Below are 13,620 nucleotides of genomic sequence, written 5' to 3'. Positions count from 1 at the left end.
CTATTTTTGAGCAAAATATTGCTCAACAGGCACGATGATGTTAACTCTCCAGTGGTGTATTAACGGTGTCTGGCGGGATGCTGCTTTAATCAAAATCCAGCATCCCAGACATTGAGACCACACCACCTTAACTACGCTGAATCGTGCCTTTAAACCGTTCGGTCTCAGGGCAGGACTATTACCGCGTCAACCGGATATGCTGCAACCCCTGACCCAGCAACTCACTGCGTCTGGAGAAAACCATGACCACCCATGAAAAATTGATCGCCCTGCTTGACCAGCACCAGGCACGCTATCGACTAATGGAACATCAGGCGACCGGTAAGTGCGAAGCGGTGGCGGCGATCCGCGGCACAGCCGTCGGTCAGGGCGCCAAAGCGCTGGTCTGCCATGTTAAAGGGAATGGCGTTAAGCAGCATGTGCTGGCGGTGTTGCCCGCCGATCAGCAGGCAGACCTGAGCAAAGTGGCCGCCGCAGTAGGTGGACGCCGTGCCTCACTCGCCAGTCCGGCAGAAACCGACGCCCTGACCGGCTGCGTGTTTGGTGCGATTCCACCGTTCAGCTTTCATCCCGATTTAAGCCTGGTCGTTGATCCGCTGCTGTTTGACCGCTACCCGGAGATCGCCTTTAACGCCGGTCTGCTGGATCGCTCAGTCATCCTCAACACAGAAGATTATCGGGCGCTGTGCCGTGCTAACGTGGTGAATATCATCCAGTAATTGCCATCACTATCGGTCAACGTTACTCTGCGTGAACCCTCATCACGATAAAAGAAGACCATTACATGGCAATGAACCGCTTTACTACCCGTCTGCGTCAGACGTTAATCATGGCTATCGTCGCCGGCAGTGCCTTCGGTGCGCAGGCAAAAATCGACCAGGTCCGCTTCGCTGTCGATCCCACTTATCCCCCGTTTGAATCCAAAACCCCGCAGGGCAAACTGGTCGGTTTCGATATCGATCTGGGCAATGCGCTGTGTACCCAGATGCAGGCGAAATGCGTCTGGGTTGAAAGCCAGTTTGACGGCATGATCCCGGCACTGAAAGCACGTAAGTTCGATGCCATCCTCTCTGACATGGGCATTACGGAAGAGCGCCTCAAGCAGATCGATTTCACCGTGCCGCTCTACGATACTCACACCCAGCTGATTGCCCGCAAAGGCGCTGGCGTACTGCCGACCGCGGAATCACTGAAAGGCAAAACGGTGGGCGTTCAACAGGGCACGGTCCAGGAGCGTTATGCGCTGGCGAAATGGCAACCGCATGGCGTGAACGTGGTGTCGTATAGTGACCAGGCGCAGGTCGAAAGTGATTTAGTTGCCGGTCGTCTCGATGTGGTGTTCACCGATGCCGCACAGGCGGCGATTGGCTTCCTGAAGCAGCCGCAAGGTAAAGATTTTGAGCTGGCCGGCCCGATTGTGCAGGACCCGATTATCGGCCCCGGTACCGCTATCGGCCTGCGTAAAGGCGACGCGGAACTGAAAACCGCGCTGGATAATGCCTTTACCGAGATCAAGAAGAATGGCACCTTCGATCAGATCCAGAAACGTTATTTCGCCACCGATATCTCTATTCAGCAGTAGCATCGCAGGCTGGCTTTTTCGTCATTTAATGCGATCCGGCACTATACTCTAACCTTTTCAGGACGGCGTGCTGCCGTCCTTCGCCGACTACAGGACATTAACACGGTATGCATCAACAACATCATCCTCTGTTAAGCGCCTCTTTAGGCACCCAACGTGAAATTATCAGTTCCATTTTGCGGAAAACCATGCCCGCCAGGTCTATATCCAGGCTGCCCTGCATGGCGACGAGTTGCCAGGCATGGCGGTGGCATGGTTTTTAAAGCAACGGCTGCAGACGCTGGAATCAGCTGGCCAGTTAAGGGCCGCTTTCACCCTGGTACCGGTCGCCAATCCGCTGGCGCTGGGCCAGCACTGGCACGGTACGCATCTTGGTCGTTTTCATACCTTAACGGGACAGGATTTTAATCGCCGCTTCCCCTCACTGGGCGAGACGCTGGCAGCCGGGCTGGCCAACAGCCTGACCCAGAGCGAAGCGCAGAATAAAGCCCTGATCCGTGAGGCGATCGATCGCCATTACCGCGATACGGTGCCAAAAACCGAACTGGATGCGCAGCGTTACACCCTGATGCGGATGGCCAGTCAGGCGGACCTGATGATCGATCTGCACTGTGACTGGGAAGCCGTGCCGCATCTCTACACCACGCCGCATGCCTGGCCGGATATCGAGCCGCTGGCGCGCTGGCTGGGCAGTGAAGTGCAACTGCTGGCGCAGATTTCAGGCGGCGAGCCGTTCGATGAAGCCTGCTGTGAACCCTGGCTGACGCTGGCAGAACGTTTCGGCAAAGACTTTCCGATGCCGCGCGGCTTGCTGCCGGTCACCCTTGAACTGCGTGGCGTACGCGACGTCTCTCCTGAGCAGGCTGAAAAGGATGCGGACGCGATTATTTCAGCGTTACAGGAAAGCGGCTACATCGGTTACAGCGAGCCGGCGGTGTCGGTGGAAGTGGCTGCACCGGTGATTGGTGGTGATGAGCTGGTATCGGTGACCACCGGTGGCGAAGACGTGGTGGCGATTGGCGAAAGCGGTACCGGACTGAGCGCGCCCGACGTGGTCGAAGCGGCGGATGAACAGAGCATGATTAAAGAGCGCTACAGTGAAGGTTCTGCCGCGCCCTCACCTGCCCTGAAGAATCCGCCATCGCCGTTAGCCGGCTGCGAATACATTCACTCTCCGGTATCCGGTCTGATTCTGCATCGCAAACCACTGGGTGCCAGGATTCGCGCTGGGGAAGTAGTAGCGGAGATTGTTGATCCGGTCACCGACCAGATCACACCACTCATGGCTGAGCATGGCGGCATTCTGTATGCGAGACACTGGGTACGGTTTGCAACGGCGGGCATGCTGGTGGTGCGACTGGCGGGAGAGAGTGAGATCAGGAGCGGGGATTTATTGGTGGGGTAAAAAAAGGCTTCCCGAGGGAAGCCTTTTTAGTGCTTAGTCTAACCACTCGGTGTGGAACACACCGTCTTTATCAATACGCTTATAGGTATGCGCACCAAAGTAGTCACGCTGCGCCTGAATCAGGTTGGCAGGCAGCACTTCTGAACGATAGCTGTCGTAGTAAGCAATCGCCGCAGAGAAGGTTGGCGTTGGGATACCGTTCTGAATCGCGTAAGAAACCACATCACGCAGCGCCTGCTGATACTGATCGGCGATATCTTTAAAGTACGGTGCCAGCAGCAGGTTAGCGATGCTCGCATCCTGAGCGTAGGCGTCGGTGATTTTCTGCAGGAATTGTGCACGGATGATGCAGCCAGCGCGGAAGATTTTCGCGATTTCACCGTAGTGCAGATCCCAGTTGTTCTCTTCTGACGCCGCACGCAGCTGTGAGAAGCCCTGAGCATAAGAGACGATTTTACCGAGATAGAGTGCACGACGCACTTTCTCAATAAACTCAGCCTTGTCACCCGTAAACGCCTGAGCCTGTGGACCGCTTAGCACTTTAGAAGCTGCCACGCGCTGCGTTTTCAGCGAGGAGAGGTAACGGGCAAATACTGACTCAGTAATCAGCGACAGAGGCTCGCCCAGATCCAGTGAGCTCTGGCTGGTCCATTTACCGGTACCTTTGTTAGCTGCTTCATCCAGAATCACATCAACCAGATAGTTACCCTCTTCATCTTTCTTGGTGAAGATATCTTTGGTGATGTCGATCAGGTAGCTGCTCAGCTCGCCGTTATTCCACTCGGTGAAGGTTTCAGCCAGCTCTTCGTTGTTCAGACCCAGCGCACCTTTCAGTAACGCGTAAGCTTCTGCGATCAGCTGCATGTCACCGTATTCAATGCCGTTATGTACCATCTTCACGTAGTGACCCGCGCCGTCCGGACCGATGTAAGCCACACAGGCTTCACCATCTTCCGCGCGTGCCGCAATCTTATCAAGAATCGGTGCAACCAGCTCATACGCTTCTTTCTGGCCGCCAGGCATGATGGAAGGACCTTTTAGTGCGCCCTCTTCGCCGCCGGACACACCGGTACCGATGAAGTTGAAGCCCTGGTCTGATAGCTCTTTATTACGACGGATGGTGTCTTTATAGAAGGTGTTACCGCCATCTATCAGAATGTCGCCTTTATCCAGATGTGGCGTCAGCGAGGCGATAGTCTTATCCGTCGCTTCACCTGCCTGAACCATCAGCAGGATACGACGTGGTTTCTCCAGCGATTCAACAAACTCTTCAACGGTGTAAAAAGGAGCAAGTTTCTTGCCCTGGTTCTCTGCGATGACTTCATCAGTCTTTTCGCGCGAACGGTTAAAGATAGAAACAGTGTAACCGCGGCTCTCAATGTTAAGAGCCAAATTGCGGCCCATCACTGCCATACCTACAACGCCGATCTGTTGCTTGGACATTACATACTCCTGTCTGTGGTCTCGCATGGTGTTACCAGTAACACCACTTTATAAGTGAACAGTATGTTAACTCAGGATAGCTGATAAAAGGTAATGAATGGTGCGATAGCCAGATGAAATAATGTGAATAAAAATCAAACAAATAGCTAAGTTTTATCCGAATTTTTATATCTGGATTACACTTTTTAGAATTTAATTTATGACTTCATGCTTTCAGGCATCAACCATGAGCATAGTTGATACCTGAACAGGAATCATAAGGAGGTGATATCGATTACTTTGTATCCTTGTGCGCTAGCAACAGCGCCTGTTACTCTTTCCACACTGTGAGCCAGTGTTCCGTCAAGCTGCCCAGCCTCAAGCTCAAACTCTTCTTCATCCAACAAATTACTGGTCAACGGATCAAGTGCATCTTTTCTGAACCAGAACATAGAACCCGCAGGAAAAGAAGTCTTAAAGCTTTTTGATAATTCTGGTGTATTCATTCTTGCAAAGAGTTTTTCGAGCCAATATCTATTACCGAGATTTATTTCAGGTATAGAAAGATCAGTAATAGAATTTTTAGGTGCAATAATTCCCGTGTCAGCATTTTTTTCAAAGTAATCAATGATGGTAGAGACACGTTCACGTGATAGCAGTAGGTCATCAAAAAGGCTTTCTCGCCACTGCTGCCCATCAACACGATGTGGTGACTTTTTAGTATGAACTTTGCAAATAAATTTATAGCCGAAACCATCAGCGACTTTGAGCGCCTTGATAAAAGGTCTGATATCACGTCCGCGATTATCAACCATTACAAAGAAAACATTAGGGAAAGTAGATTTGATCTGATTTAAGGTAGTTAATTTAACATCACTACGCATTGTAATAATCAGATCAAGTTTATCCTGATGCTGAGCAACATATTTTTCCACCAACTCACAAGCTAAATCTTCATAATAAGCGTGTAAAATTACTGCTGACGTGAAACGCGGTTTAAATGCCTGATTTATTTCAGATATTAACTGGTTATCACAGTCATATTTCGATAAGGAATTACGAAGAATATTTGCAGTAGCGTGTAAATAAGCATAACCATTATGACGGTCTGGCTCAAGATGCGCGCCTTCAGCCCATTCATTCCAGGCATTAACAAAAACGAGACGCTCTTCAGGCCTACGCTTCATCGTGGTTTTGATCGCACTATCTAGCCACTTCGCATAGAGCTCAGGTTTGGCATTATAAAATGAAAAACCTTGATTAGGTTTTCTTGCTTCATTGTCCCATGAAGGCATTACAGCTTTGAAACAAGTAAATTGATCGCTATCAATTTTACCAGCACGTAAAGCCAACTCCTCATAATCGTAGACACGACCACTGAAATTTTTTATTTAGAGGCGTAATTGTTTCAGTGATATCTTTAGCACCAATCTGGTGCGGAGGAAACTCAACAATAGCATCAAAGTCGTAAGGCTCTGGGCTGGAAACATCAAAAGCATTCACTACAACCAGGTACAGTCCAGGCAAACCATTTTTCTGCGCATGGGCACGCCAGCGCTTACCCGTTTCTTTAGCGTCAGGAAGAGAACTTGCACGATAAAGAATGAGCAGTGGCTTTCCATCAACCTTAATATAACGCTCATCTTTAAGTGCTGGCATAATATCATCTAAAAAAGCGATATCATCTTCTGGTGAATGATTCTGAGCGATTAAAACATCGTTCTCGAGCCCATCCCAACGGCGGGTCCAGTTTTCATTTGCCCAGCATAAACAAAATTCAATATCGAGAGTTTTGTCTTTAAGAAAATTTTGTACAGGTGTTTCCATTAAGCGTTTACCACCGAACCAATAATGGTGGAAACAGAAGCCATTCACTCCATATTGTTTTGCAAGATCAATCTGTTGTCGCATAACCTGGGGTAAGCGTAAATCATAAAAGCCTAGCTCACCGGGCAAACGAGGCTGCTGATGCCCCAGATATTGAGGTCTTGCTTTAGTAACATTTGTCCATTCAGTAAAGCCTTCACCCCACCACTCATTGTTTTCTTGAAAAGGATGAAATTGAGGCAAGTAATATGCAATAACTTTTACAGGCAATTCAACATTTTCAAGACTATCTAGTGCTTTTGGAACATAATGGCTTTGCTCATTAACTTTAACGGAAGCTTTATTATAATCAGTTTTTAACCATGCCTCAAGCAATGCCCCCCGCCCATCAAATACCACTTCATCTTCTACTAATGAAGATGCACTATTATGCGAATAATCCCCAGAGTTATTGTTTCTGTATGCAGATTGAAGTCTGCTATAAACCGCTTTTAAGCCTTCATCTCTGTAAAGCTTAGAAGCCAGTTTGATGCGATATTTTAAAAGATCACGATCTCCAGCAGACAACATCTTTTTCGCAAAACGATAAATTTTCAACGTCAACACCCTTCTTTTATTTTATTCAAGATTGCCTAAATTAATGATTCAGCGACTTTGCAAACCGGCTGAAAAATGAAACAAACCTCCATTCCTTTGATGAAAGAATCTTTTGTAGCTTTTCCGTTTTTAATTTTAACTCTTCCTTAAGTTCTTCCTCTCTATTTTTCTGAATAGCAGCATTATTAAGAAGATTGTCAACTTCTACCTGCAGGCGCTTACTCACTTCTTTAGAATCCAGAAGATTGTTAATTTCTTCCTGAAGGCGCTTATTCGCTGCCTGAGAATCCAGTTCCTGCAGACGTTTATTCGCTGCCTGAGAATCCAGAAGATTGTCAATCTCTGCCTGCAGTCGCCTATTCGCTTCTTGAGAGTCTAAAAGTTCTTTATCCTTAGTACGTAAGAGGGTATCTTTACCAAGAATTTCTTCACCTTTCTCATTTATTTTTTGTTCAACACTGATAACAGTGGCAATTAGCTCTTCATTAAGAGTATAAATTCTCTTAAGCTCATTTTTATAATCATTCAGAAAATCACGAACAACGAAGAAGGAATTTTTGTAACGTTCATAAAGATCGTTAGTATCAACATTAACAACTTTTGCAACAAGATCGACTTCCTGGATAAGGAACTGGTCAAAATGCTCCTCACTGAGTGCGGGAAATATATTTGAGACGATATCTTTAGTTATGGAAAAAATATTATAGTCTGAGAAATCCGATGTAGGTGCAACAGAAGTCACTCTCAACAAGGAATTGAAAACGCCCCGAAAAACGAGATAAGAAAGTAAAAGAGGTTTATCAGAAGTTAACTCCAGATCAAAAATCTTGTAACCCTGATCTGTCTTAATAATATTAAAGGGCGTTGCATCCAGATATTCTGAAGATATTACTAAATCCCAACGCCAGGCATCAGGACCTGAGCCGTTTAATGAAGCAAAATTAATCCAGTTTTTAGCCCACCCAGTGACATCTTTTAACTGCCATCCATGCTTATTAATAATATCTACAAGACCTAACCATAGACTTTCTCCCCGATGGAAAGGCTCCTCCTTGATAAACTCACCAGATATTTTATAAGCTTCAATAAAGAAATCACCATCCTTTCGAGGAACTTTATTTTCTTCTGGGTATCATTTATACGAGCATCTGAATAATACCATGCTAATGTATCTTCAGTTTGATGGCTGGTATCATAGGCGGAAGCAATCATCAGAAAAGAATTCGCTAAATCTGCAGATAAATTATTATTCCAAATAATTTTGGTAGACTCTTCCAGAGAAAAAGTAAAAGAATCAGCAGACTGAGCGTCCTTATGATGAACTTCACTTACCAAAGGATAAATGATATTGCTGCGCTCGCGGTGACCATAAGGTGTAATTAATAATGTTGGTAGTTTATAGTCGGGGAAAGGTAAAAACTCCTCGACATTGTCAAAACCAACCTTTTGCATCATACGTATTAATTCATGACGGCCAAAAGTTCGGACACCATTATAATGATAGGCATTATTGATACCCACCATAGGTATACCAAGGTGATCCTCTTTGGCTCCAGATAAATACTTCATACCAAGCTGGTTTTCAATTGCAACAAACAATGATCCGTCAGCTTTAAGCCTCTTTTTACATGATGACAGGAGCGATATCTGTCCATTTTCACCTAAAAAGCACTGAGCATACTCAAGTACACCTATCAATAACACGTAATCAAACTCACCGATGTCCGGTAGCTTTTCACTTGAGGAATTAATTACAGTGACATTGTCTAAATCTTTACATCTATTACGTGTAATTGTAGCTCTTCTTTTACTTCCTTCTACAGCTGTAACCTGAGCCCCGGCTTCAGCAATAAATCGCGTAATAGCGCCACATCCACAGCCAATTTCCAGAATTCGTTTTCCACGAAATTTTGAAGCAAAAGGCCTAAGTAAATTTGCGCGTTTAGAAGTAAAATGATATTGCGAGGGCCAATCCTTAATAAAACTGGCAAGCTCCTGAGACAATACTGAGCAATCAGTGGCCTTAGTTACTACATCAAGTATGTAATTTTCATGATAATCACCATCATTATAATTAAATGGCTCCTGGTTTTTCTCAACCCAAACATTAAGCTCGGAGTCATAAATAAAATCAGACTCGACGAGTAACGAAGAAAGTTTTTCTTTATTCACAAGTAATCGAAGCCTCTAAATTTACCAGACCTAAAAAGTCTGCGGTTGGTTCAACAGTAATATGAATTGAATCATATCGTCGATCATGTGGAACCACTTCACCTGATGTATTGTAACTCGCTAAACCTATCGAAATGAAATAATCTCCCTGAAATAGTCTTACAGGAAGTTCAACGTTTACATGATGAGCAGTATTTGCTTCACCAACCTCAATAAAGGGCGTTTCTAAAATATTGGAATTGGTATTATAAATAGTAACGCCATCTTTGGTTTTAACCGCGAAACCGAAAATAGGTCTGAAAATTGTTTCATGAAATTTAATAAGAAAAGTGAGGCTTAAATCTTCATCACTGGAAATGCTTAATGGATATTTTTTGCTTCCCTGCATTAAAGAGAAATCCAGAATTTCAGCTGTTCTATCTCCCCACCTGTATTCATGGGGATTATAATTAGTTCTTCTTTCAAATCCGTCATCTTCAAGTACAACTGTATGTTTTACATCCTGACTTGTACTGAATCTTTTATTTTGCTCTTCTTCTGACTCACTGGCTTTCTGGATATGTTGATCTTCTTTTGCTCGTTTAGCGTTACCCGAACTTGACTTACCAAAAAGCAAATCCAGATATTTATTGACAATGTTTTTTGGTGCACCATTATCAACAACCATCCCATCATTCAGTAATATTGCTTTATCACAATGTGTGATTATTTGCTCTGTAGCATGAGATACGAATAGTATTGAAGTGCCATCATTTTTTAGTTGTTTTAATCTTGCGAAACATTTTGCCTGGAACTTGGCATCACCGACAGCTAAAGCTTCATCGACAATTAATATTTCCGGGTCGATTTGGGCCTGAACAGCAAAAGCGAGACGAACCATCATCCCGCTTGAATAGGATTTAACAGGTGAGTTAATAAAATGTCCAATATCTGCGAAAGAAAGAATATCATCTAACTTATTGTCAATCTCATCTTTAGTTAAACCTAATAATGAACCGTTCAGGTAAACGTTTTCTCTACCGGTAAAGTCACCATTAAAGCCAGCGCCTAATTCCAGCAGGGCGGCAACTCGTCCCTGAATATTTACAGATCCCTGAGTAGGCGACAAGGTCCCTGCAATAATCTGGAGCAAAGTAGACTTACCAGAACCATTTCGCCCTACAACGCCAAGGGTTTCGCCCTTTGGCAAATAAAAACTTATATCCTGAAGCGCCCAAAATTCTTCATGATACACCCGCGGAACTTTGCCAAGTTTACGTTCTATATTAGGAACAATAAACTGTTTAAGACGTCTGACCGGGCTGTCGAAAATCTGATAGCATTTGCTAACATCAATTATTTCTAACGCATTATCTTTAGATAACATCAGCAAATCCCTTACGTGTTTTCTGGAACCAAAAATAGCTGAGCCACAATACTATAATTGAAACACAGGTATAAATAAGTAACCCTGTGAAATCAGGTAATCTGCCCCAAATTACAACCTCACGAGTTTGCTCAATTATAAAAGTCAGCGGATTAGCTAAAATAATAGCTTGATACTTTACAGGAACCGACGAAAGTGGATAAAACACAGGCGACAAGAATAAAATGACTGTAATTAATAGTGTCACAAACTGACCCAGATCTCGTATATACACACCAAGAGATGATATCAGATAACTTAAAGCCAACACTAAAATCAGAACAGGAACAAAAACAACCGGTAACAAGACTGCTGTCCAGTGAAGATACCCATTAGCAAGCATGAAAGCGAGAAGAAGTACCACGATATTTATTAAAGCCTGGAAGCAAGCCGACAAGAGCGCAATTACAGGGAATGCATCAAGAGGAAATACAACTTTTTTAACGTAATTAGCATTATTGAGAATTAGTGTGGGTGATTTAGTTAAAACTTCACCAAATATTCCATGTACAATGAGGCCAGCAAAAAGAATTATGGCAAATTGCGCTTTAGATTCGTTTGCTGCAGCATTCCCCCATCGAGCATTGAACACTTCCGAAAAGACAAGAGTATAGACTGCTAACATAAAAACGGGATTTATAAACGACCAAAACAGCCCCATTATTGAGCCTTTATACCTGCTTATTATATCTCTCTTAGTCATTTCAAAAATGATATGTCTGTTTTGGTAGGTATTCTTGCATAACGACGACAATGATGTCTTGTGATTAGTAATTTGCTGCAAAATTTCACCTTTTAACAAGTACTTTACTTATCAATCATAACTTTTTCAATAAAATGGCAACGTACAAGCCTAAAGTACCCAGATAAGTCTGACGATACATTTTTAATTTATTGAATGTATACAATCTTTTAAATAAACCACTTTTCCTCGCACAGTCAAAACTATTAAGAATTTTCATATTCTCAGGAGTGATCACAATATCGGATTTATTAAGAGCATAAAGATTTAGATCAATCCAGCCTTTAAAGTGTCCGTCAAGCAAACCCGAAATTCTTTTTAATCTTGCAAGCCACCCAAGATTTGAACCAACAATATTATCCGTGTGCTGGCGATATTTAATAACTGGCTCTGGATCATAGTAAATATACCCGCCTACAGCTGTCACAATAATATAAACCCACCAATCGTGAGAGATTATTTCAACATCACGAGGTGTTTTATCGACTACTTTTTTAGCCGTTTGGTTTAATACCATCGTATTGCCTCCGGCAATACTTTGTATAAGTGCATTCTTAAACGATGGTTTTTTCTCAAATAGAGGAGACTCCCCTAGGTGATTCCCCTTTTCATCTACCAAAGAAGTCCTTCCACAATATACAGCAGGCGATCCTCTATCTATTTCAGACAGTTTCTTTATGGCAATAGCCAGTTTTTCTGGCATCCACTCATCATCTTGATCACAAAATGCAAAGTAATCAAATTCATTACCTACTCTCTCAAGTAATGATATGAAGTTCCGGGCAAACCCTTTGCCCGGACCATTTATTATAACTAAGCGCTCTTGCCCCAACTGCTCCTGATACTCACGTAAGATATCAAGAGTATTATCTGTTGAACCATCGTCTGAAATAAATATCGTCCAGTTTTTTTCGGTTTGATTGATGATGGAATCAATTTGCCGGCTGATATATTTATTCCCATTGAAGGAACATAAAAGAATGGCTGTGCTTAATTTTTTTTCCATTTCAACTGAAAGTTTCTGCGTTATTGAGTAACACGCCAACTTTATCCTTTTCAGATAAAGTAATATTTTCAATTTCTGGCCAATCAATATTTATTTGAGGATCGTTCCATAATATGCTTCGCTCTGATTGCGGCGCATAGTAATTTGTTGTTTTGTAAACAAACTGAACTCTATCTGACAAGGTAATAAAGCCGTGTGCAAATCCTTCGGGGATCCATAGTTGGCGATGATTTTCGGCGCTTAGATTAACACCTACCCAATGACCAAAGGTTGGGGATGAGCGTCTGATATCTACCGCCACATCAAAAACCTCACCCTCAACACATCGAACTAATTTTCCTTGTGCGTTAGGATCAAGTTGATAATGCAGTCCTCTTAAAACACCTTTTTTAGACATTGAGTGATTATCCTGGACAAACTCTACGTGTTGTCCTACCGCGTCGTCAAAAAAAGATTGATTGAAGCTCTCCAGAAAAAATCCACGATCGTCGCCGAATACTCTTGGCTCGATAATTTTAACGTCCTTGATTTTAGTATCAATGATTTTCATTATAAGCGTCCTTCAACCAAAGCCATTAAATATTTGCCGTATTCGTTTTTTAGATAGGGCTTTGCCAATTCTTTCAACTGATCCTTATTAATAAATTCCATTCTGAAGGCAATTTCTTCCGGACAGGCGACTTTAAGGCCTTGTCGTGACTCTATAGTCTGAATAAAGTTATTAGCTTCCATGAGGCTTTGATGCGTCCCGGTATCTAACCAGGCATGTCCACGCCCCATGATTGAAACAGACAGCTTACCTTGTTCCATATAGATACGGTTAATATCGGTAATTTCTAACTCGCCACGAGGTGATGGCTGAAGATTTTTTGCCATATCCACTACGCTGTTATCATAAAAATAGAGACCGGTCACCGCATAGTTACTGCGCGGATTCTCAGGTTTTTCTACCAGAGAAATGGCTTTACCTTCGCTATCGAACTCTACCACGCCGTATCTTTCTGGATCGGTTACGTGATAAGCAAAGACTGTCGCTCCGTCATCTTTTTCAGAGGCGGCTTCAAGCTGTTTGTAAAGGTCATGACCATAGAAAATATTATCGCCGAGTATCAACGCGACTGAGTCATCACCAATAAATTCTTCTCCAATAATAAAGGCTTGAGCTAAACCATCCGGGCTCGGCTGCACTTTATACTGAATAGAAATTCCCCATTGCGATCCATCTCCTAACAGACTTTCAAACCTGGGTGTATCCTGTGGCGTACTGATAATCAGAATGTCATTAATCCCCGCCAGCATCAGCGTGCTAAGTGGGTAGTAGATCATTGGCTTATCATATACTGGGAGTAATTGTTTACTTACAGCCATTGTCACCGGATAAAGGCGCGTTCCTGAGCCACCTGCGAGAATAATACCCTTATTCTTTTTCACAATATCACCTTGATTAACCAGACACCTTAAG

The 13,620-nt window shown here is 43.7% G+C and carries 12 protein-coding genes and 1 pseudogene; 3 read left to right on the top strand and 10 right to left on the bottom strand.

Features of this window, described 5'->3' with window-relative positions:
- The first annotated feature begins 242 nt into the window (after window positions 1-242).
- From HA41_RS08190 to HA41_RS08180, 3 genes and pseudogenes are all read left to right on the top strand, one after another.
- On the top strand, window positions 243-719 hold the full coding sequence (locus HA41_RS08190; RefSeq protein WP_094120355.1) for a YbaK/prolyl-tRNA synthetase associated domain-containing protein: 477 nt from the start codon (window positions 243-245) through the stop codon (window positions 717-719).
- Window positions 720-790: 71 nt separating this feature from the next.
- Window positions 791-1,582 (top strand): ABC transporter substrate-binding protein, encoded by a 792-nt coding sequence (locus HA41_RS08185; RefSeq protein ID WP_143807297.1) that lies wholly within the window; start codon window positions 791-793, stop codon window positions 1,580-1,582.
- A gap of 107 nt (window positions 1,583-1,689) precedes the next feature.
- Window positions 1,690-2,987 (top strand): annotated as a pseudogene (locus HA41_RS08180) (succinylglutamate desuccinylase/aspartoacylase family protein).
- Between the two features lie 33 nt (window positions 2,988-3,020).
- Here the strand turns inward: HA41_RS08180 and gndA are convergent.
- From gndA to rfbA, 10 genes are all read right to left on the bottom strand, one after another.
- A complete protein-coding gene (gndA, locus tag HA41_RS08175; RefSeq protein WP_094120353.1) occupies window positions 3,021-4,430 on the bottom strand; it encodes an NADP-dependent phosphogluconate dehydrogenase in 1,410 nt (469 codons plus the stop codon).
- A gap of 254 nt (window positions 4,431-4,684) precedes the next feature.
- Complete coding sequence (locus HA41_RS21185; RefSeq protein ID WP_094120352.1) at window positions 4,685-5,761, bottom strand: rhamnan synthesis F family protein; 1,077 nt, start codon at window positions 5,759-5,761, stop codon at window positions 4,685-4,687.
- Between the two features lie 4 nt (window positions 5,762-5,765).
- Window positions 5,766-6,833 carry a glycoside hydrolase family 99-like domain-containing protein gene (locus HA41_RS08165; RefSeq protein ID WP_208612750.1) on the bottom strand — a complete coding sequence of 356 codons (1,068 nt, stop codon included), beginning with the start codon at window positions 6,831-6,833 and terminating at the stop codon, window positions 5,766-5,768.
- 40 nt (window positions 6,834-6,873) lie between these two features.
- A complete protein-coding gene (locus HA41_RS08160) occupies window positions 6,874-7,575 on the bottom strand; it encodes a hypothetical protein (protein WP_094120350.1) in 702 nt (233 codons plus the stop codon).
- Window positions 7,576-7,847: 272 nt separating this feature from the next.
- Window positions 7,848-9,005: a class I SAM-dependent methyltransferase gene (locus tag HA41_RS08155; protein ID WP_094120349.1), complete on the bottom strand. Its 1,158-nt coding sequence runs from the start codon at window positions 9,003-9,005 to the stop codon at window positions 7,848-7,850.
- A complete protein-coding gene (locus HA41_RS08150) occupies window positions 8,998-10,371 on the bottom strand; it encodes an ABC transporter ATP-binding protein (protein ID WP_094120348.1) in 1,374 nt (457 codons plus the stop codon). Before HA41_RS08150 ends, HA41_RS08155 begins: the two co-directional genes overlap by 8 nt.
- Window positions 10,361-11,113, bottom strand: coding sequence for an ABC transporter permease (locus HA41_RS08145; RefSeq protein ID WP_208612751.1), 753 nt, complete (start codon window positions 11,111-11,113; stop codon window positions 10,361-10,363). Before HA41_RS08145 ends, HA41_RS08150 begins: the two co-directional genes overlap by 11 nt.
- A 115-nt stretch (window positions 11,114-11,228) precedes the next feature.
- On the bottom strand, window positions 11,229-12,158 hold the full coding sequence (locus HA41_RS08140) for a glycosyltransferase family 2 protein (protein WP_094120347.1): 930 nt from the start codon (window positions 12,156-12,158) through the stop codon (window positions 11,229-11,231).
- A 1-nt stretch (window position 12,159) separates the two neighbouring features.
- Window positions 12,160-12,708: a dTDP-4-dehydrorhamnose 3,5-epimerase gene (gene rfbC / locus HA41_RS08135; protein WP_094120346.1), complete on the bottom strand. Its 549-nt coding sequence runs from the start codon at window positions 12,706-12,708 to the stop codon at window positions 12,160-12,162.
- Window positions 12,708-13,589 carry a glucose-1-phosphate thymidylyltransferase RfbA gene (gene rfbA / locus HA41_RS08130; protein ID WP_094120345.1) on the bottom strand — a complete coding sequence of 294 codons (882 nt, stop codon included), beginning with the start codon at window positions 13,587-13,589 and terminating at the stop codon, window positions 12,708-12,710. Before rfbA ends, rfbC begins: the two co-directional genes overlap by 1 nt.
- Window positions 13,590-13,620: the final 31 nt, after the last annotated feature.

Origin of the sequence: Pantoea conspicua, assembly GCF_002095315.1 — a bacterium.
GTDB classification, from domain to species: Bacteria; Pseudomonadota; Gammaproteobacteria; order Enterobacterales; family Enterobacteriaceae; genus Pantoea; species Pantoea conspicua.
Note: the sequence above shows the minus strand (reverse complement) of the source record. Positions and strands in the feature narration are given on the sequence as shown.

Bases quoted from the DNA above. Each gene is read 5' to 3' on its own strand.
- HA41_RS08185 (WP_143807297.1), top strand. From the start codon at position 791: ATGAACCGCTTTACTACCCGTCTGCGTCAGACGTTAATCATGGCTATC.
- HA41_RS08190 (WP_094120355.1), top strand. From the start codon at position 243: ATGACCACCCATGAAAAATTGATCGCCCTGCTTGACCAGCACCAGGCA.
- HA41_RS08145 (WP_208612751.1), bottom strand. From the start codon at position 11,113: ATGACTAAGAGAGATATAATAAGCAGGTATAAAGGCTCAATAATGGGG.
- HA41_RS08150 (WP_094120348.1), bottom strand. From the start codon at position 10,371: ATGTTATCTAAAGATAATGCGTTAGAAATAATTGATGTTAGCAAATGC.
- gndA (WP_094120353.1), bottom strand. From the start codon at position 4,430: ATGTCCAAGCAACAGATCGGCGTTGTAGGTATGGCAGTGATGGGCCGC.
- HA41_RS08140 (WP_094120347.1), bottom strand. From the start codon at position 12,158: ATGGAAAAAAAATTAAGCACAGCCATTCTTTTATGTTCCTTCAATGGG.
- rfbC (WP_094120346.1), bottom strand. From the start codon at position 12,708: ATGAAAATCATTGATACTAAAATCAAGGACGTTAAAATTATCGAGCCA.